The sequence below is a fragment of the Pseudarthrobacter sp. 1G09 genome, assembly GCF_050038305.1.
In the GTDB taxonomy this organism is placed as follows: Bacteria; Actinomycetota; Actinomycetes; order Actinomycetales; family Micrococcaceae; genus Arthrobacter; species Arthrobacter equi.
On sequence record NZ_CP188306.1, the window covers coordinates 3,393,431 to 3,412,497 of the forward strand.

General features: G+C 66.6%; 14 protein-coding genes and 1 pseudogene. 3 read left to right on the forward strand and 12 right to left on the reverse strand.

The genetic code is table 11. From position 1 onward, the window contains the following. Positions 1 to 54: 54 nt before the first annotated feature. From ACP3TD_RS15625 to ACP3TD_RS15655, 7 genes and pseudogenes are all read right to left on the reverse strand, one after another. Positions 55 to 1,392, reverse strand: coding sequence for a NosD domain-containing protein (locus tag ACP3TD_RS15625; RefSeq protein ID WP_426763904.1), 1,338 nt, complete (start codon positions 1,390 to 1,392; stop codon positions 55 to 57). Between the two features lie 70 nt (positions 1,393 to 1,462). Then, the gene (locus ACP3TD_RS15630) at positions 1,463 to 2,413 is read right to left on the reverse strand and encodes a carbohydrate kinase family protein (protein ID WP_426763905.1); all 951 of its coding nucleotides are present in this window, start codon (positions 2,411 to 2,413) and stop codon (positions 1,463 to 1,465) included. Positions 2,414 to 2,449: 36 nt separating this feature from the next. Further along, positions 2,450 to 4,015, reverse strand: a complete 1,566-nt coding sequence (locus ACP3TD_RS15635; protein WP_426763906.1) for a glycoside hydrolase family 32 protein — start codon at positions 4,013 to 4,015, stop codon at positions 2,450 to 2,452. Between the two features lie 36 nt (positions 4,016 to 4,051). Next, positions 4,052 to 5,104, reverse strand: a complete 1,053-nt coding sequence (locus ACP3TD_RS15640; RefSeq protein ID WP_426763907.1) for a LacI family DNA-binding transcriptional regulator — start codon at positions 5,102 to 5,104, stop codon at positions 4,052 to 4,054. A 31-nt stretch (positions 5,105 to 5,135) separates the two neighbouring features. Then, a pseudogene (locus ACP3TD_RS15645) lies at positions 5,136 to 6,091 on the reverse strand (carbohydrate ABC transporter permease). After that, positions 6,091 to 6,978 carry a carbohydrate ABC transporter permease gene (locus ACP3TD_RS15650; protein WP_045729421.1) on the reverse strand — a complete coding sequence of 296 codons (888 nt, stop codon included), beginning with the start codon at positions 6,976 to 6,978 and terminating at the stop codon, positions 6,091 to 6,093. The pseudogene ACP3TD_RS15645 and the gene ACP3TD_RS15650 overlap by 1 nt, the downstream one beginning before the upstream one ends. Before the next feature lie 69 nt (positions 6,979 to 7,047). Continuing rightward, positions 7,048 to 8,325: an ABC transporter substrate-binding protein gene (locus ACP3TD_RS15655; protein WP_426763908.1), complete on the reverse strand. Its 1,278-nt coding sequence runs from the start codon at positions 8,323 to 8,325 to the stop codon at positions 7,048 to 7,050. Between the two features lie 272 nt (positions 8,326 to 8,597). Here ACP3TD_RS15655 and ACP3TD_RS15660 point away from each other — a divergent pair, with 272 nt between their 5' ends. Continuing rightward, on the forward strand, positions 8,598 to 9,932 hold the full coding sequence (locus ACP3TD_RS15660; protein WP_426763909.1) for a NosD domain-containing protein: 1,335 nt from the start codon (positions 8,598 to 8,600) through the stop codon (positions 9,930 to 9,932). 414 nt (positions 9,933 to 10,346) lie between these two features. Here ACP3TD_RS15660 and ACP3TD_RS15665 read toward each other — a convergent pair whose 3' ends face one another. From ACP3TD_RS15665 to pdhA, 3 genes are read right to left on the reverse strand one after another with little or no spacing between them, the layout of a single operon-like run. After that, positions 10,347 to 11,861, reverse strand: coding sequence for a dihydrolipoamide acetyltransferase family protein (locus ACP3TD_RS15665; RefSeq protein ID WP_426763910.1), 1,515 nt, complete (start codon positions 11,859 to 11,861; stop codon positions 10,347 to 10,349). 5 nt (positions 11,862 to 11,866) lie between these two features. Further along, positions 11,867 to 12,979: an alpha-ketoacid dehydrogenase subunit beta gene (locus tag ACP3TD_RS15670; RefSeq protein ID WP_426763911.1), complete on the reverse strand. Its 1,113-nt coding sequence runs from the start codon at positions 12,977 to 12,979 to the stop codon at positions 11,867 to 11,869. Continuing rightward, the gene (gene pdhA / locus ACP3TD_RS15675; RefSeq protein WP_426763912.1) at positions 12,976 to 14,217 is read right to left on the reverse strand and encodes a pyruvate dehydrogenase (acetyl-transferring) E1 component subunit alpha; all 1,242 of its coding nucleotides are present in this window, start codon (positions 14,215 to 14,217) and stop codon (positions 12,976 to 12,978) included. Before pdhA ends, ACP3TD_RS15670 begins: the two co-directional genes overlap by 4 nt. A 159-nt stretch (positions 14,218 to 14,376) precedes the next feature. Between pdhA and ACP3TD_RS15680 the strand changes: the two genes are divergently transcribed. Next, on the forward strand, positions 14,377 to 14,841 hold the full coding sequence (locus ACP3TD_RS15680; RefSeq protein WP_426767266.1) for an Lrp/AsnC family transcriptional regulator: 465 nt from the start codon (positions 14,377 to 14,379) through the stop codon (positions 14,839 to 14,841). Positions 14,842 to 14,859: 18 nt separating this feature from the next. On the opposite strand, the gene ACP3TD_RS15685 is transcribed toward ACP3TD_RS15680, so the two are convergent. Next, positions 14,860 to 17,325, reverse strand: a complete 2,466-nt coding sequence (locus ACP3TD_RS15685; protein ID WP_426763913.1) for a hypothetical protein — start codon at positions 17,323 to 17,325, stop codon at positions 14,860 to 14,862. A 6-nt stretch (positions 17,326 to 17,331) separates the two neighbouring features. Further along, entirely contained in the window at positions 17,332 to 18,027 is a 696-nt protein-coding gene (locus ACP3TD_RS15690; RefSeq protein WP_426763914.1) for a peptidoglycan-binding protein, read from the reverse strand. A 299-nt stretch (positions 18,028 to 18,326) separates the two neighbouring features. On the opposite strand from ACP3TD_RS15690, the gene ACP3TD_RS15695 reads away from it, so the two are divergent. Next, a complete protein-coding gene (locus ACP3TD_RS15695; protein ID WP_426763915.1) occupies positions 18,327 to 19,004 on the forward strand; it encodes a TasA family protein in 678 nt (225 codons plus the stop codon). Positions 19,005 to 19,067 lie beyond the last annotated feature (63 nt).

A 19,067-nucleotide genomic window follows, 5' to 3' on the forward strand; every position in this document is an offset into this window, starting at 1 on the left:
CGTCTCCCACGCCCTCATGGTCTGGTGCCGCCCGCGCCTCCGGGCATGTGTCTCCTAGAAACCTACCGTGGGTGTGGCCCTGATCGCGTTGGCTGCCCTGTCCGCCACCACCTGGATGTCGCTTCCGGAATCCAGGATGGTGTTCCGGGTTGAGCCCGGGTCCACCAGGACGGCCGTCACGGCGAGATCCGAGGCCCCGGTTGCCAGCAGTGCGTCCACCTGCGCCTCAAAGCAGGAATCACTCGACGCGGAATCCACATCCATCGCCACCACATGGTTGGTGGAGACGAAATTGCCGGCGCCTTGCCTGAGCCGGATGATCACCGGTGTGGCACCCGCCGGGCGGATTTCGTGCGAGTCAATAACCTCGGAGAAGTGGTTGCCGATCACCGAGTTGTTGTTGCCGCTGATGCTCAGAAGCCCGGTGAGGTCATCGAGCCCGTTGTCCACTCCGAAGAACGGCGTCCAGGGCTCGTGGTCGCGGAGGAAGTGGTTGGTGGCCACGAGGTTTTCTGAGCTGTTCTCCTCCAGCAGCACCATCCCGGGATAAAACGCGTGGAGGCGGTTGTTGGTGACGCTGGACCGTGTGACCCCCTTGAAGTGGACGCTGCTGGCACCACGTGGGAAGACGTTGTTCGCGGCGACCAGGAGTCCGCCGTGGTTTTCGGCGTAGATGGAGTGCCCGCGGGGGCCGGCCCCCACCAGGTTGTCAGTGATCTTTGAGGCCTGCCCCCAGCCGCGCAGCTCGATGCAGCTGCCGCACTCGGCAATGAAGTTGTGATGGATGGACAGCGCATCGGCGTTGCGGATAGTGAGTGCGTTCTCGAGGTAGACGAACCCCATGTCGGTGATGCGGAAGGAATCGTTGGCGCTGGCCACATGGATTCCGGTCTTGCCGTTGACGTAGGTGTTCTCCGGGTACCGGCCGGAGCCGTCCGCGGTGAAGTGCAGGCCGTCGATGCAGAAGTTGGAGAACTCCACCGAACTGATCCGCGGGCTGCCGCTCCGCTCGACAAGGAAGGCCGCGCCCGCGCTCTCCTCCGCGCCGTCGCCGGCGGGAAGGTCCACGATCACGCGGCTCCCGCCGGGCCACAGCTCGTGCAGGTCCGGCCATTCCTCTTCCGGAACGTTGAAGCGGATGCTCGATGACGTGAAGCCGTGGCCAGAACCTTCGATCCGCAGGAAGCTGATGTCGATCAGCACCTGGGTGCGGAGGTGGTAGTCCCCCGGCGGAATGTAGATCACCGCGCCGGGCTTCCCCCCGTGGTCCACGTCGGTGGCGGTTTGCCGGCTTCTGACGTCGGCAATGATGCTGTTAATGACTTCGCCGATGTCCTTGGCCGGATTGCCCACCGGCCATTCCGTCACGTCGTAGCGGTTGTTGCTTGGCATTGGTTCTTCCTTGATGTTGTGGTGTTCAGCCTGCACCGGAGCGCCTGCGGTTAGAAGCGGTTGCCGCAGCCTACGTCGCCGCCGGTTCATGCTCCAGGAGATCGGCCCCCAGCTCGTCCAGCGTGGGCGGGTGGGCGCCGGGGCGGCGGACGGTGATGGCGGCTGCTTTGGCTGCCAACCGGCCCAGCGCTTCCAGCACGGACGGCGCCAGCCCGTCCGCCCCGCGCATGAGGAGACCGTAGATCAGGGCGGACATGTACGAGTCGCCGGCGCCAATGGTGTCTGCCACCGCGGATCTGACGGAGGGGACAGCAACCTGCGCATCCCGGGTAGTAAGCAGGGAGCCGTCTCCACCCCGGGTGACGGCAACCAGGGCCGGCCCAGATCCAAGGATGCGTTGGGAGATCTGGTCCACCGTGAGCCTCGGGTAGAGCCAGTGCGCGTCCTCGTCGCTGAGCTTGACCACGTCCGTGAACGGCAGGAGATCCTCAAACAACGTTGTCGCCGCGGCCTGGCTGCCGAGCAGCGCAGGGCGGATATTGGGATCGTAGGTGACCATACAGCGCCGGTGCGATTGTTCCAGGAGCTCCCGCACCACGGATGCGCCGGGGGCCAGGAAGGTTGCTATGGAGCCGGTGTGCAGGATCTTCGGGAGGGCTGACGGGGCAATCCGGGGCAGCTCCCAGCGGATGTCGAAGTCATACTGCGCTGAACCGTCGGAGGCCAGGACCGCGGTTGCCGTGGCCGTTACGCCTGTCCCCCGGGACCCTGGCAGGAGCCGGACACCTGCGCTGTGGAGGTGCTTTTCGATGGCAGCGGCATAGTGGTCGTCGCCGATCGAGGTCATCAGGCCGGTACTGACGCCGAGCCTTCCGAGCCCGTAGGCAACGTTCGCGGGCGATCCGCCGGGGTGCTCTGCGGTGCCCCGGGGCGAGACGACGATGTCCACGAGGGCTTCGCCGACAACAACCACGTCGAAGGGCTCCGTGGGGTGATCGCCGGGGTGCTGGTCTGTTGGCATGGTGGGCCTTTCCTGTGTGCCGGTGGGTGGGTGCGTTTAGCGGAGCGCCGTGACGGTCAGCGAGCGGACACTGGCCGGGCCGCCCGTGGCCGTCAGCCGGTTTCCCGGCTGACCGGGAAGGGGAAAAACGAGGTCGGTGAGGACCACGGTGCCGTCCTGGGCGAACACCTCCACCGAACAATGGTCGACGACGATGCGCAGCTTGAGCACGCCATCGGCCAGGATGAGCGGGGCTGCTTCGGCGGACGGGAACTTTGCGTGGAAGCCGGTGTTGCCTGACTGCCGGCGGTCCAGGGTGAGCTCCGCGCTGCGTGGGGTGTAGGTGAGGACGGTCCCTGCGCATCCGTCCTCGCTTTCGAGCAGGTGGAAGGACACCTGTTCGGCGTTTCCGGGGAGTATGTCCGCCTCGATGACCTGGGCACTGTCTGATACCGCGTCCGGCAACCGGAAGGCAGTGCCCTCCAGTTCAAAGGGGCCGGAGCGCAGGATGTTGTTGGCTCCAGGATGGCCGCTGCTGCCGTCCAGCACCGGTTGCTGGACCAGCCGGGCGGAGTCGCCCTCCGCGGTGAGCCGCAGTTCGCGGGCCAGGGTCATCGAGGAGCGCCAGGGGGCGGTGGGCAGCTGGTTGGCGTAGTCCCAGTTGTTCATCCATCCGATGATGATGCGCCGGCCGTCCGGGGCGTTACTGAAGGACACTGAGGCGTAGCAGTCCCTCCCCCAGTCCAGCCAGAGGCAGCGCCGGAGTGCCGCCGGGGCCGCATCGTCCAGGGCGCTGACTCCGGCCGGCGCAGCAAGCGAGGCGGCGTCCGGAACGAAACGGACGCCGTCGAAATGTCCTACGAAGTACTGGCCGCCGGAGCCACCCGCAACGGCTCCAGGGTTGACGTTGACGATCAGCACCCATTTGGTGTTCTCCGGGTCGTCGTCCACGGCCAAGGGAAAGAGGTCGGGGCATTCCCATTCGCCGGCGTCGGCATTCGCGGGGCCGAAATCGCTCAGGTAATCCCAGGCTTTGAGGTCCTCCGAGCGGTAGAGGACCACTGTCTGGTGCTGCGCTTCGACGGCTGCCATTACCCAATAGGTGCCGGTGTCCCCCTCGTAGCGGAAGACTTTAGGGTCGCGGAAGTGCGCGGAGTTCCGGGTGAGGACAGGGTTCCCCGCGTATTTGTTCCAGGTCATGCCGCCGTCCGTGCTGAAGGCCAGGGACTGGGCCTGCGTGCCGGCGTGTTCGGATCCTGCCTTAAAGGCGCTGGTATAGACGGCCACCAAAGCGGGTGAGCCGGCCGTGCCGAAACCGGAAGTGTTGCCGTGGTCCACCACAACGCTCCCCGAGAAGATGTCTTCGCGCTGGTCGCAGGCGATGGCCACGGGGTGTTCGGTCCAGTGCAGCAGGTCGCGGGAGGTGGCGTGGCCCCAGGACATGTTGCCCCAGACGTTGCCGAACGGGTTGTTCTGGTAGAAGAGGTGGTACTGGCCGCCGAAGTACACCAGGCCGTTGGGATCGTTCAGCCAGGTGTCCCGTGCCGTGTAATGAAGGGCAGGCCTCCAGCCGGTGGTGGCGGGGGCTGTTTCCGGAAGTGCGGCATCAACGCTGCTGGACATGTAGGGCGTTCCTCTGGGGACGTGGAAGGTTGGCTGCTAGGACCGCGGCGCAGCGATGGAGTCGCGGCGGACCAGGGGGCAGCCCAGGATGGTCGGGTGGAGTGCCATGAGGGACAGGTCGGTCTTGCCCTCAACGGCGTCAATCAGGTGCTCGGTGGCCCAGGCGCCCATCTCGTAGTGCGGCAGGGCCACGGTGGTCAGTCCCGGGTGGATGTTCGCGGCAATGAGTTCCTGGTTGTCGAAGCCGGCCACGGACAGGTCCTCCGGGATCCTGAGACCCAGTTCGGCGGCGGCGCGGTAGGCACCGATCGCCATGCGGTCGTTGTAGCAGAACAGCGCCGTGGGCACGTCGGCGCGGTCCTCCCGCGCCAGGATCCGGAGGGCAGCCTCGTAGCCGCCCTGCACCTCGGAGACCGCCGACTCGACGGGCGCCGCACCGCCGTCGAGCCCTGCATCTGCCAGGGTGGCCCGGAAGGCGCGGAGCCGCTGGTGGGTTGCGGGGACATCGTCCGTGTTGTTGATGAAGCCAACCCGGGTGTGCCCAGCTTCGAGGAGCGCGGCCACGGCAGCGCGTGCGCCACCCTCTTCGTCCGGGATGACGGCGGTGATGTCGCCGCCGGCCGCCACCGAGTCCACCAGCACGGAGGGCACGCTGCCAAGGTTGGCCGGCAGCTCCACGTTGCGGTGGTACATGGTGGCGTAGAGGATGCCGTCCACCCGGCGCTCCAGGAGGGCTTCGACGTCGGCCTCCCGGGACTCCAGGCTGGCCGCCGCTGAGGTGTTGATGATCATGAGGTTGTAGCCGCGGGCCTTGGCGGCCTCGTCAGCGCCCAGGATGATGCGGCCGGCGTGGGGCGTGGTGGCGATGTCCTCGCTCACCAACCCCAGCATGCCCGTTCGCTGGGTACGCAGTGCCCGGGCCAGGCGGTTGGGACCGTAGCCCAGTTGCTCGGCAGCGGACCTGACCCTGTCCTTGGTTCCGGGGCTGACCCGGGCATAGGAGACGTCGTTAAGGACGTGGGAGACAGTGGTCACGGAGACGCCGGCGGCCACCGCCACGTCCTTGATCCCGATGTTCCTGTTACTCATGTGTTCCCGCGTCCTTCTGGTTGGTTGGTGGTTAGCCCTTGACGGCGCCGAGCGTCATGCCGGCCACGATCTTGCGCTGCAGGAGCAGCGTGAGGAGGATGACCGGGATGGAGTAGACGGCCGCCAGTGCGGTCATGGAGCCCCAGTCGAGGCCGAACTGGGTCTGGAAGTTGGCGATGACCACTGGCGTTGTCTGGGACCGGATGGCCGTCATCAGGAGTGCGAAGAGGAACTCATTCCAGGAGGCCAGGAAAGCGAAGATCGCCGTGACCGCGATGCCGCCGGACACCACCGGGATCACCACCCGCCACAGGGCGCCGAGCCTGCTGCAGCCGTCCACGGTGGCCGCTTCCTCAAGGTCCTGCGGCACCGCTTCGAAGAAGCTGGACATCAGCCAGATGGACAGTGGCAACGAGATGGTGGTGTGGGCGATGGACAGTGCGATGGGGGTATCGGACAGGCCAAGGGTCCCCATCATGGAGGCCAGCGGAATGCCGATGGCCACCGGTGGAACCATGCGGGTCACCAGGGCGGCCATGATGAAGATCCTGCCGCTGAGGGTCTTGTACCGGGTGATGCCATAGGCCGCCGGGACGGCCAGGACCAGCGACAGGACGGTGCTGATGGTGGCAGTCTGGACGCTGTTGATGAAGGAGGCCAGGACTCCGCTGCGGCCCAGCGCGTTGGTGTAGTTCTCCAGCGTCCATTCCCGGGGGAGGATGGTGGGCGGCACCGCGATGGTGTCGATGGGCGTCTTGAAGGACGTGAACAGCAGGTCAGGTACAGGAACGGGAACCCGTAGAGGACCATGGCTGCGGCGAGCAGGACCCACAGCAGGGTCCGGGTGCTGCGCCGGCCCGCTTCCAGGCCTTCGCGGTTGACGCCGCGGCGCTTGCGGGGACGGACGACGGCGGGAGCTGCGGAAGGTGCCCCAGCCGCCTTGGCCGGGGTGCCGGCGTCGTGCTTCATTCGTTCGGCGACGCGCATCAGTTGTCCTTTCCTGGCCGCCAGATGGTGGCCACCGCGAAGAACGCGACGGCGAGCATCGCCAGCAGGTAGATGGTGCCCATGGCGCTGGCCAGTCCCGGATCGCCGAAGCGGATCATGGTGCGGTAAATCAGCAGGCTCATGGTTTCCGAGGCGGACTGCGGGCCGCCGTTGGTTTGGATGAGGATGGTGTCGAAGGCGCGGGCCGCGTCGATGCCGCGGACCACAAGGGCCACGGCGATGACGGGGCGCAGCAGCGGCAGGATGATCCGGAACAGCAGGTCCGGGGCGCGTGCACCGTCCAGCCGGGCGGCTTCGATGAGGTCACCGGGGATGTTCTGCAACCCGGCGAACAGCACCAGGCACATGAACGAGGTGGTGAGCCAGATGTCCGGGATCGCCACCGAGAAGAGCACTATGTTGGGGTCCGAAAGCCAGCCAATCTGGTTGGGGTCGGACAGGATGCCTGCCTGGTGCAGGAGGGTTCCGATGAGGCCGAAGTTGTCGATCATCAGGAACTTCCACAGCAGGCCGGCCACGATGGGGGCGATCATCAGCGGGTACATGAACACGGTCCGCCAGATCTGGGAGCTCTTGCCCAGCATGGTGAACAGCAGTGCCATGCCCAGGCCGAGGGCGAACTCGAGGGTGACCACCACCAGGGTGTAGGCCAGGGTCCGCCAGCCGGCGCCGGTGAAGGCCTCGGAGGCGAAGGCGCGGACGTAGTTGTCCAGGCCCACGAAGTCGCGGGGGCCGCCGGCGATCGGGGAGATTTTGTAGAAGCTGTCCGCCACCAGGCGGAACAGGGGAAAGGCTACGAATATTGCCAGGAACAGCGCCGCGGGCGCCATCAAAAACAGGGCGAAGCGGCGATCGGAGATGCGCACGGGTTTCTCTTCCGCTGGTTGGGGCCGCGGCCGGCACCGGTTCTTGTTCAGGTGCCGGCCGCGGTGGTCTTACTTGAGGAGGTCCTCGATCTGCTTCTTGGCATCGGCGAGGAGGGTGGCGGAGTCACCGCCGGCCACGGCTTTCTGCAGCATGGGGATCAGGACGGTGTCCACAATCTGCTGCCATTTTTCGGTGGCGGGGCGGGTGGCGGTGGCCTTGCCGTTGAGGGTTTCGATCAGCGGCTTGAAGCTTTCGTAGCCGGGCTGGTCCTGGTACTTCTCGAAAGCGGAGATGCGGGCGGCCAGGCCCAGGCTGGATTCGATCCCCTTGCTGTTGTAGTCATAGGCGCACTTGACGAACTTCTTGGCGGCCTCGGCGTTCTTGGTGGCCTTCGGCACGGTGAGGTACCATGGGCCGGGAACCCCGCCGACGCCGGCGGACCCGGCGATCATGGGGGCGGCGCCCACCTTGCCGGCCACTGCGGCGTCCTTGGGGATCTGGCGGTAGGCGTGGGCCCAGAAGCGGGTCATGGCCGTCTTGCCTTGGTTGAACAGGTTCTGCGCCGCGGCCCAGTCCACCTGGGCTGCGCCGGACGGGGCGTCCTTGGCCAGGCTCACGTAGAAGTCCAGTGCTTCCTTGTGGGCGGCGTTGTCGATGACAACCTTGTCCCCGTCCAGGACCATGGGTGAGCCGGCCTGCAGGACGTGGGCCAGCCATTCGGTTTCCACGGCGCCCTTGACGTCCGTGCCGTACATGCCGTCCTTGGTGAAGAACTCGGAGATGTCCTGGTACTGCTTCCACGTGGTGGGGGCGGCGAGTTCGTAGCCGTACTTGGCCTGGAAGTCCGCCTTGTTCTTGGCGTCCTCGAACAGGTCCTTGCGGTACAGGATGATCTCGGCGTTGGTCCAGGCCGGCATGCCGATGAAGTGGCCGTCCACGTTGGCTTCCTTGACCAGGGCCGGGAAGATGTCCTTCTTGGCCTCATCGGTGAAGAGCTCGTCGATGGGCTGGACGGCGTCCTTGAAGCTGGGCAGCCAGACCGAGTCCAGGGCTGCGACGTCGAAGGAGACGTTGCCGGAGGAGAATTCGCTGGAGAGCCTGTTGAACATGCCGTCGTAGGGCAGCTCGACGAAGTTGGCGGTGACGCCGGTTTCGGCCTTGCACTGCTCGGCGACGCCTGTCAGTTCGGCGTGGCCGCCGGCTTCCACCAGGACGTTGACGGTGTTGGTGCCGGCGCTTCCCGATGTGTTCGCCGGGCCCCCTGCGCCGCACGCGGAGGCTGCCAGTGCGACGGCGGTGCAGATGCCGCCAACGGCGATCCTGCTGATGAATGTACGAGTGGACATCTCTGTCGACTCACTTTCTCTCGAACGGAAGTGGTGAGAATGATCTGGGGTGCAAAATCGTTTTGCCAAAACGACTTGGCATTCACTGTAGGCCTGGCTGCGCTGGAGTGTCAAGAGTCACCTCAGTGCCAAAAACCGGGCGGAATTTTGGCGTTGACAGCGGCAACTCCGCCCTCTTAGCCTCGGTACGTCCGTAGCCACAAATCGTTTTGGCATATTCCGTGCCAGCGGCCGGACACCCACCCATCCAACGGCGCATTGAGGAGACACGAGTGACCAACAAGAGTGCGGAAACCACTGACCCGGGCAGGCGCAGGCTGTTAGGGGCCGGCGCTGTTGCCACCCTTGCCGGGGCGTTGACTCTGGGCACCTCAGGACCGGCGCAGGCCGCGGACAAAGCACAGGAAGCGAACATCTACGATGTCAGTTCCTGGAAAATCAAAGGCCGGCCCGCAGTAACTGCGCAGGTGGATATCGGTGCGGTGATTAACGACATCATCGCGGACATCAAAAAGCGACAGGCCACCGCGGACACCAGGCCAGGGGCCGTCATCACCATCCCTCCGGGCGACTACGACCTGCGGACCCAGGTGGTGGTGGACATCAGCTACCTGACCATTGCCGGCTTCGGCCACGGCTTCTTCTCCCGCAGCATCAAGGACAATGTGGACACGTCCGGCTGGTTGGACCTGCAGCCCGGCGGCAGCCACATCCGTGTCCTCACGGCGTCAACAGCTCCGCAGGCCTTCCTGGTGCGGCGGGACGGAAGCCCCCGACTGTCGGGGGTTGTCTTCCGCGACTTCTGCCTTGACGGCGTGGAGTTCCCGCCGGACGGCAACAGCTACCGCAACGGGAGGACCGGCATCGAAGTTGCATCGGACAACGATTCCTTCCACATCACTGGGATGGGTTTTGTCTATCTCGAACACGCACTGATAGTCCGCGGCGCCGACGCCCTGCGTGTTCACGACAACATGATCGCCGAGTGCGGCAACTGTGTTGAACTCACCGGCGCGGGACAGGCCACCATCGTCAGCAGCAACCTCATGGGGGCCGGACCGGACGGGGTCACCCTCCTGGCGGAGAACCACGAGGGCCTCTTGGTCACCGGCAACAACATGTTCCCCCGGGGCAGGAGCCTGGTGGAGATGAGCGGCTGCAACAGATGCTCGGTGACTTCGAACAGGTTCCAGGGCTTCTTCCCGGGGATATTGCGACTCGTCAACAACTGCAAGGAAAACCTGATCACCGGCAACCACTTCCGCCGGGGCATGGAAGGCTTCCCGCCGTTCCTTGGAAAATCCAACGGCCTGGACGATCTGTACGGCGTGGTCCACATTGCGGGAGACAACAACCTGTTCTCCAACAACCTCATCGCTTACGACGTTGCCCCGGACAGGATTGTGCCGGCAGGCGCCCGGCCCACCATGGTCCTCATCGCCGGGGGCGACAGCAACGTGGTGGCCACGAATCATGTGGTGAGCAACGTCGAGGCGCAGAACGTCGTCCTGGACGCTTCCACCGTCCGCTCAAAGGTACTCGACAGCGGCACCGCTTCAAGGATCACGTCCTACAGTGCCGATACCGCCGTCCGCCCAACCCCGTAGCTGCTGGACTAAGTTCCCGGGATTCGGGCGCCACATGAGGTTCTTAGGGGCTAACTGTGGTCCTTGGGCAAAGGGGAAGGCCCCTCCTAGGAGGGGCCTTCAACGTAGTGGTCAAATGTCTTTCGGTTGTGGTCAGCGGTGATGCACTCCCCCTTCCCGGACGCCCCCGGCGCCCATCCGGACTATGACAAAAATGACTCTAAAACGAAGGGCACGGAGGCGTAAAGGGGTCGGCACAAAAAAGTTCATCTGGATTTCGATGCGCAAAAGCGATGGCGCTACCCGATAGGGGTAGCGCCATCGCAGGTGCGGGTCGCCGGCGGGTATGCGTGTACGGGAAGACCACCACAACTGAGCGCGCGTTTGGAAAAACACCGCCACGAGTGAGCGCGCGTCGGGTTGGGGGTGGGGTTGTTAGATGTCGGCGAGGAGGGTGGTGGGGTTTTCGATGGCGTCCGCGACGAAGCGGAGGAAGCCTGCTGCCGTGCCGCCATCACAGACGCGGTGGTCGAAGGTCAGCGTCAGCTCGGTGACCTTACGGACCGTAAGCTCGCCGTTGACCACCCACGGCTTGTCAATGATCCGGCCCACGCCCAGGATCGCCACCTCGGGGTGGTTGATGATCGCCGCCGAACCGTCCACGCCGAACACACCGTAGTTGTTCAGCGTGAAGGTGCCGCTGCCCAGCTCCGTGGGGGTCGCCTTGCCTTCGCGTGCGACGTCGGTCAGCCGGCGGATCTCCGCGTCCAGTTCCCGGGCACTCAGCTTCTCCGCCGAGCGCACCGACGGTACGACCAGCCCCCGATCGGTCTGCGCGGCGATGCCCAGATTGACGCCGTCGAACCCGACGATCTCCTGCGACCCGTCGTCAGCAGACTCAATCCGCGTGTTCAGTTCCGGGTACTTTTTTAGCCCGGCTGTGACAAAACGCGCGATGAACGCCAGCAGACCCGGAACCGCGGCCCCGCCGGCCTTCATGCCTTTCCGGAGCTCCATCAGCCCGGTGGCATCAACGTCCACCCACACCGTGGCTTCCGGGATTTCGGCGCGGCTGCGGGACATGGTGGCGGCCACAACCTTGCGGACTCCCCGCACCGGCGTACGGGTGGAGATGGTGAGACCCGTGCGGGCGTCACGGCCCTGGGTTGCGCTCCCTGCCCGCTCAACCGTTGGGCGCGGCGAAGTTGCCGCAGGCTTGGGTTCGGCAGGCTTGGTTTCGCTAGGTTCAACCACCGGAGCACTGATGGCCTTTTCCACGTCACGGCGCATAATCAGGCCACTCTCCCCCGATCCGTGCAGCTCCCCCAGGTCCACGCCGTGCTCGCGTGCCATCCGCCGGACCAGTGGGGAAATGACAGCCCCCAGCTTGCCCGGTACGCGGGTGCGCAGGAGGGTGAGATCGTCAGCGGCCTTGTCCGCAGCCCGGGTTTCGGCCGGCTCAAGAACGGAAAGGGAAGCTTTCGGCAGCCGCGTCCGCTTGGCAGCAGCGTGCCCGCCGGGGGTTCCGTACCCGATCAGGACGTTGCCGGACCCGGCCTTTTCCTCCTCGCGGTACGCCTCGGCCTCAGCGTTGGCTGGCTTTGGCCCGTCGAGCTCAGTTTCAGCGGGTACGACGACGGGCTGCACAGGCTCGGCGGGGGCGGCACCATCCGCGGCGGCCACCGGAGCAGCACCAGCACCAGAACCCACCGGCGTCACCGAGATCAGCGGCTTCCCCACGTCCAGGGTCTCCCCCGGCTTCCCGTGCAGCTCGGCCACGATCCCGGCATAGGGGGACGGCACCTCAACGGCGGACTTGGCCGTCTCCACCTCTGCGATGGGCTGGTCCACCTCAATCGAATCGCCCACGGCAACATGCCAGGACACCAGTTCGGCCTCGGTCAGCCCTTCGCCCAGGTCCGGCAGCAGGAACACACGCGTCTCGCTCATATAAATCAGTCCTCCCACTGCAGGTCGTCAACGGCGTCGAGGATACGGTCCACGCCGGGCAGGTAATACTTCTCAAGTTTCGGCGCCGGGTACGGCACGTCGAACCCGGTCACGCGGCGGATGGGGGCTGCCAGGTGGTGGAAGCAGCGCTCCTGCACGCGGGCCACGATCTCGGAGGACACGGACGCGAACCCATGGGCCTCTGCGATGACCACGGCCCGGCCGGTCTTCCGCACCGACTCGCAAACAGTCGCATCGTCGAACGGCACGATGGTCCGCACGTCGATCACCTCCAGCGAGCGCCCCTCCAGCGCAGCGGCTTCGGCCGCTGCAAGAGCGGTGGGCACGGACGGGCCGTACGCGATCAGCGTCGCGTCGGTGCCGGGACGCGCGACGGCGGCCCTCCCCTCGGAGCCTTGTCCCGCCGTCGTGCCTTCCTCATGAAGGCGCCGGAGTTCCGAAAGGTCCACCGAATCCTTGGTCCAGTACATCTTCTTGGGTTCCATGAAGACGACGGGATCGTCCGAGTCGATGGCTTCGCGGAGCATCCGGTAGCCGTCGGCCACGGTGGCCGGGGTGTACACCTTCAGGCCGGCGGTGTGGGCGTAGTAGGCCTCGGAGGAATCGCAGTGGTGCTCCACTCCCCCGATGCCGCCGCCGTACGGGATGCGAATCACCAGGGGCAGCTTCACGGTGCCGCGGGTGCGGTTATGCATCTTCGCCACGTGGCTGACAATCTGCTCGAACGCCGGGTAAGCGAAGGCGTCGAACTGCATCTCGATCACCGGCCGCATCCCGTTGATCGCCATGCCCACGGCCATGCCCACAATGCCGGATTCCGCCAGCGGGGTATCGAAGCAGCGCTGCTCCCCGAACGTGGCGGTGAGGCCGTCGGTGATGCGGAAGACGCCGCCCAGGAGCCCTACGTCCTCGCCGAACATGAGCACGGAGGAGTCGGCGTGCATGGCATCGGCCAGGGCGGTGTTCAGGGCCTTGGCCATAGTGACCGGCTGCGGGCCGGACGCCTCGGCGGTTGCCGCGGCGGAGGCGGCAGCCCGGGCGGTGGCGGCGGAAACGTTGCCGTTGGCCTCGGACGAGGTGGTGACGGTGGGGCTCACTTGCCGGCCTCCTTCGAATCAGTTGTTGATGCTGCGTCGCGCGCCAGTTCATCAGCCAAAAAAGCGGACTGTTCCTTCAGCTGCGGGGTCTGCTGGGCGAAGACGTGGCGGAAGAGTTCCTGGGGGTCCACGGGCACGTCCTCGCTGAGGCCTTCGCGCAGCTGCGCGGCAACCGCCTCAGCCTTCGCGCGGATCCGGGCCTCGCCGTCGTCGTCCAAAATCCCCTGATCCGTGAGATAGGTCCGCATCCGGTTCACGGGATCCTTGGCCCGCCACTCGGCAACCTCGGCGCTTTCCCGGTAGCGGGTGTCGTCGTCGGCGTTGGTGTGGGCCTGCATGCGGTAGGTGTTGGCTTCCACCAGCAGCGGGCCGGAGCCGTCGCGGCACAGGGCGACGGCGCGGTCCAGGACGGCGAGGAGCGCCACCACGTCATTGCCGTCCACGCGTTCGCCGGCCATGCCGTAGCCCACGGCCTTGTGCGCGAGGGACGGCGCCACGGACTGGTGCGCCAGTGGCACCGAGATGGCGTACTTGTTGTTCTGGACGAAGAAGATGACGGGCAGGTGGAAGACGGCGGCGAAGTTGAGGGCCTCGTGGAAGTCGCCTTCGCTGGTGGCGCCGTCGCCGCACATGGCCAGCACCACGGTGTCCTCGCCGCGGAGCTTGGCGGCGTGAGCGACGCCGACGGCGTGCAGCAGCTGGGTGGTCAGCGGGGTGGACTGGATGCCCACCTTGTACTGGAGCGGATCGTAGCCCCCGTGCCAGTCGCCGCGGAAAATGGTCATCACCTGGACGGGGTCCACGCCGCGGGTCATCACGGCCACGGCGTCGCGGTAAGTGGGGAACATCCAGTCGCTGTCCGAGAGGCACAGTGCGGCGGCCACCTGGCACGCCTCCTGGCCGTGGCTGGACGGGTAGACGGCCATGCGGCCCTGCCGGACCAGGGCGGAGTTCTGGTCGTTGACGCGGCGGCCGACGACGAGCTTTTCGTACGCTGCCAGCAGTTCCTTATCGCCGGGCACGGGGTATTCGTGGCCGGGTTCGGCGCCCTGCTCACCCTTGCCCTTGAGCCGGCCTTCCGGGTCCACCATCTGGATCTGGTGCCGGGCGGGCAGCATGTAGTCCTCGGCAGTGATGCCGAACTTCTTGACCGCCTCGGTGAGGGCGTTGTCCGGCTGCGTCCGTGCCGGGGCGGCGCCGGCGGTATCCGGGGCCGTGTGGTTCGCGGAGATCGTCATTGGTCCGTCCTTCTATTGCCACTATTCCTTCCAAGTATTGACCTGTGGCCGGTTTCGTATCCAGCAGCTGCAGGAATCGTGGAGAAGTTGTTTTCAGATGCCTAGACTGGAAGACGATTTGTAAATGTGAGCTGGCTTACGGCGGGGGTTGTGGACGAAATGGCGGCGAGGGATGGCCGGGCGGAACCGGTGGAGCTGGACGACATCGACAGGAGCATCATCGCGGAGCTCACCCGGGACGGCCGGATGTCCGTGACGCAGGTGGCGGAGAACGTCCACATCTCCCGGGCGCATGCGTACACCCGCATCAACCGGCTCACCTCGGACGGCGTGCTGTCCCGGTTCACGGCCGTGGTGGATCCCATCAAGGCCGGGCTGAAGTCCTCCGCGTACGTGACGCTCAAGCTCAAGCAGGACTCCTGGCGGGAACTGCGCGACCAGCTCGGCGCCATCCCCGAGGTGCACCACATTGCCCTGGTGGGCGGCGACTTCGATGTCATCCTGCTGGTCCGCGCGGTGGACAACATCGACCTTCGCCGGGTCATCTTCGACCAGCTGCAGTCCATGCCCGGGGTGCTGGACACCCAGACGTTCCTGGTGTTCGAGGACGTGGACACCCGGTAGACAAGCTCCTGCGCAGGGTCAGCCGGCGCCTGTCGTCGGCGCCGGGGCTACCGTCTCCCCCGTGCCCGAACCTTCAGTGGGTGCCGGTGTCGCGGGGTCCACGGACGACGTCGGCTGGCCACCACCCGCAGGCTGGCTGGCCGGGGCGGTGGGTACGGGAGTCGTGGCCGGGCCGGGGGCGACCGTTTCGGCAGGTGCACCAGCCGGAGCTGTGGGCCGCTCGTCCGGGGCAGAAGAAGACGTCGGGACAGAAGGGGGTCCCCCACTGGGCCCGGCCGTCGGTGGAGTGGTGGCCACAGACGTGCCGTCCGCGGCCGGAGAGCCCTTCACAATGGCCGTGATCTGCTCCTTGAACCCGTTGAGGGTGGCCTGGATTTCGGAGAGCGGGACGTCGCGGATGTTCCGGCCGTACTCGGCAATCTGCGCCCAGAGCGCCTCAAGCTGCTGCTTGCTGTCCCCGTCCAGCGGCCCGTCGAGTGTCAGGACCAGCTGGCTGGCCAGGGCGTACGTGAGGCAGTCCAGGCAGTTGTAGTTGGCCGCCGCCGACAGGTTCTCCGGCACGATCACATCCGTCTGCCCCACCACCAGGACCACCTGGAACCCCACGGCCACCGCCGCACAGCCCGAGCAGTTGGCGAACGCGTAGGCCTCGTTGGCAGTGGTGACGGGGGCTCCGTCCTCCGCCCACACCAGCGCGAACGCCACGCTGTAGGCAACGGAACCGTCCGTGGTGTTGACGGCGAGCGCCTGGTTCCCGTCGGCTTCCGGGGCCGCGGGCCGGTCGAACGGGAACACCCAGGACGGCGCAGCGGCCGGTCCGGAAGCAGGGGTTACGCCAGCAACACCGCCAGCACCAGCACCAGCACCCACCGGCACCAGCACCATGCTCAGCTGCGGGTTGTCCCGCATGGGCTTCGTGGCACCGGCCGGCCACAGCGCCACCGTCTGCCCGGTGCCGCCCTGCCGCAGTTCCCCGCGCTCACGGACGGGCAGGATGGCGCGCGTGGCGTCACCCAGCGTCCCGCGTTCGTACGCCTGCACCGGACGGTACGTCCCGCCGTCGGGCCACCATGCCCAGGCGAGGCCGCCCAGCAAAACCGCGACGGCGGTCATGGCCGCGGTGCGCTGCAGCGCCTTGCCGCGGGTCTTCTTCCACAAACCGGTGACCAGCTGACGCAGCAGCCGCACCACGATGTACAGCAGTCCCAGTACCGGGATGGCCACAATGACAATGGCCACTCCCCGCACGGCTGCGCCCAGAACGTCCCCGCCGGCAAGCGAGGCCAGCAGCATCTCCTGCTGCTTGCCCACACTCGCCCAGCCCGTGGCCAGCAGCCTGGGCAGGGACAGCACCATCATCACCATGCTGAACAGCAGCACGGGGACGGTCACCAGCACCCATATGGTGACCACAGCCCGAGCCCACGGCTTGAGCACCTTGCTTTCGGGGTTCCCCCACCGCCAGGGCAGGATCCCCAGGAGGGTGGGTTTGATGCGCTGGAAGAGGTCCGGGACGCCGGTGGCGTCGGCCAGGATGTGGTAGCCGTCGTACTTCACCAGCGGGATCAGCTGGCGGACCATCTGCAGGATCTGCGTGACCACCACCAGCAGCAGCGCGTCGAAGCCGGTGGCCCACCAGAGGCCCATGATGGCCACGGCAACGATGGCGTTAAAGTACAGCCCGCCCAGGTCCGTGCGGATCCTGCCGCCGCGGCCCAGCCGGTAGGAATCGGTGACGTCGGTGAAGAACGCCGGCCACAGCAGGTACAGCCCGGCGCCCATCGCCCCCGGCGTTGCACCGCCCTTGCGGGTGGCGGCGGCATGGCCGAACTCGTGGAATCCCGCGGACAGAATGGTGACGGCGAGGATCAGCAGCAGGAGGGCGGGCTGTTCGAACGCCTCATGCGTGGCCGAGCCGAGCCCCTTGACCATGAGCACCCACCAGCACGCGGCCAGGAACGCAGCCGTCACGGCCACCACCAGCAGCGGGTTGAACAGCACGGCGAACGGGGCGGTGATCCTGCGCGTGCGCTCGGGATCGGACACGATGTAGCGGAACCGCAGGCCCAGCAGCGGGTTGGACTTCCGGACCTCCGGCTGGCTGCCGTCCGCGAGCCGGAGCACGCCCATGGGCAGCAGCTGCGAGTCCATCAGGGTCCGCACGTTGTCCGCGCTGACCAGCCGCCCGGAGCCTTCGCTGACGTGCCGGGCAATACCCTCGAGGTCCTGCGTCCCGTCGGCGGCCTCCAGCACCAGGTACAGGAGCCTGGTCAGCTGCAGGGTCTGGCCGTCGGCGCGGCGCACCAGGGCGGGCGGTTCGCGGTAGCCGGACCCCTCCGCGGTGCCCAGAAGCTGGACGCCGTCAGCACGGGCGGGAAGGTGGGCCCCCGCCGTCGTTGTCTGGCCCGGCGGTTCCTGGGCAACGGTAACGCGCGACGACGGCCGGCCCGCCTCGGGAGGCGGGCCGCCGTGGGTCTGGGTCATGTTTGCTTACTGCTGCAAGTCGGACGTCTGGCCGGCGGTCGCGTCGGCGGCGCCGTCGATGTGCTGCGAGATGGTGGCGCTCTGGTCCGAGATGGCGTACGCCTGGCTGTCGATGGAGCCGATGTTCGCGGCCACAGCGGCGTCGATGGGTGCAGCCACGTTGGCGTTCGCTGCCACGGCACCGTTGATGGGGGCGGCGATGGCGGCGTCGGCGTCCAGGTTCACGTCCACGTTCAGCAGGTTGCCGTTGAGGGCACCGGCTGCATCGGTCACGGGGTCGGTGACGGCATCGGTGCCGGGCAGTGCGGAGACGGCATCTGCGGCTCCGTCCGTGGTGCCGGCGTCGGTGGTGCCCGTGCCGGCGGCGGTGTCCGTTGCGCCGTCGCCCTGCCCGATCACGCTGTCCTGCTGGGATTCGGCGTTGGCGTCAGCGGTGATGCCCTGGTCAATGGCGGCGTCCTGGGTGGACAGTGCCTGCGCGTCCGAACCGTAGGAGAGGATGTTGGCGGAGGCTGCGGCGTCGATGGGTGCGGCCACGTTGGCGTTGGCGGCGACGGCCAGGTCGATGGGTGCGGCGGCGTTGATGCCCAGATCCAGGTCGGCATTCAGATCCAGGACCGATGCCACTTCCTTGTCCGGCAGTGCGGTGGCCTGCTCCTGCAGCAGTTCGTCGTCAGTGAGGGGACGCATCTGGTTGTCCATGCTTGAAAAACCTCCGGTGCAGCGCGGGTGCTCTGCCCCCAGCGGGCAGCCCGCGCTCCACAATACTAAGCATGATTAGCAGTTTTGCGAAGGAAAGCTGGTTATTGACGCGCAAATTCGCCTTTGCGGCCCGGATAGAGGGGGCGTCAACGGACCTGAGCAGCGAGAACGGCGCGTGGCAGCCCCAGTTGAGGACAACCTGAGGGACTATCGGGAAGTTGAAGAAGTCTTGAACTTTTCTTGTCGGTGGTGCCCGGTTGGCCTTGAAACTGCGGCGGCAAAGTTGTTGTTGTCAGCCGATGGGGCTGGCAAACAGTCCGCAGGCCGCACCGGCCGGCCATCACGAACGGATCACCATCATGGGTCTCAACCTCAAGTCCACCACCGGCAAGGTCCTCGCTTCCACCGCACTGGTTGCCGCCGCAGCATCCGTTGCAGGCCTGGGTACCTACGGTGCCTTCACCTCCACCACCAGCGCCAGCGAGACGGTGGCCTCCGGCACCGTGAACGTGGCCCTCGGCGCCACCGGCGCAGCGAACCGCCTGAGCGTCGCGGCCAGCGGCCTGGTGGCCGGCGACACCGTCCAGCGCGCCGTGACCCTTTCCAACACGGGCAACCAGAACCTCTCGGCCATCACCCTGACCACGGCAGCGTCGCCGTCGTCGAAGCTGGACACGGACACCGTGAACGGCCTCCAGCTGACCGTCGATGCCTGCTCCGTACCGTGGACCGAAGCCGGCACCTCCCCGGCCTTCACCTACACCTGCTCCGGCACGGTCACCCAGGTCCTCGCACCCCGCGCCGCCGTGGGTGCCAACATGGCGCTGGCCGGCCTGAACTCCGTGACCTCGGCCGCCGCTGACAACCTCCGCGTCACCGTCACGCTGCCGGCCTCCGCGGACAACACCTTCCAGGGCCTGTCCAGCACCGTCGGCTTCAGCTTCACCGGAACCCAGCGCACCGCCACCAGCAAGTAACCGTTCCGCCACCAGCCGTTCCACACGGCGGCGCGGATGCCCAGGCATCCGCGCCGCGGAATC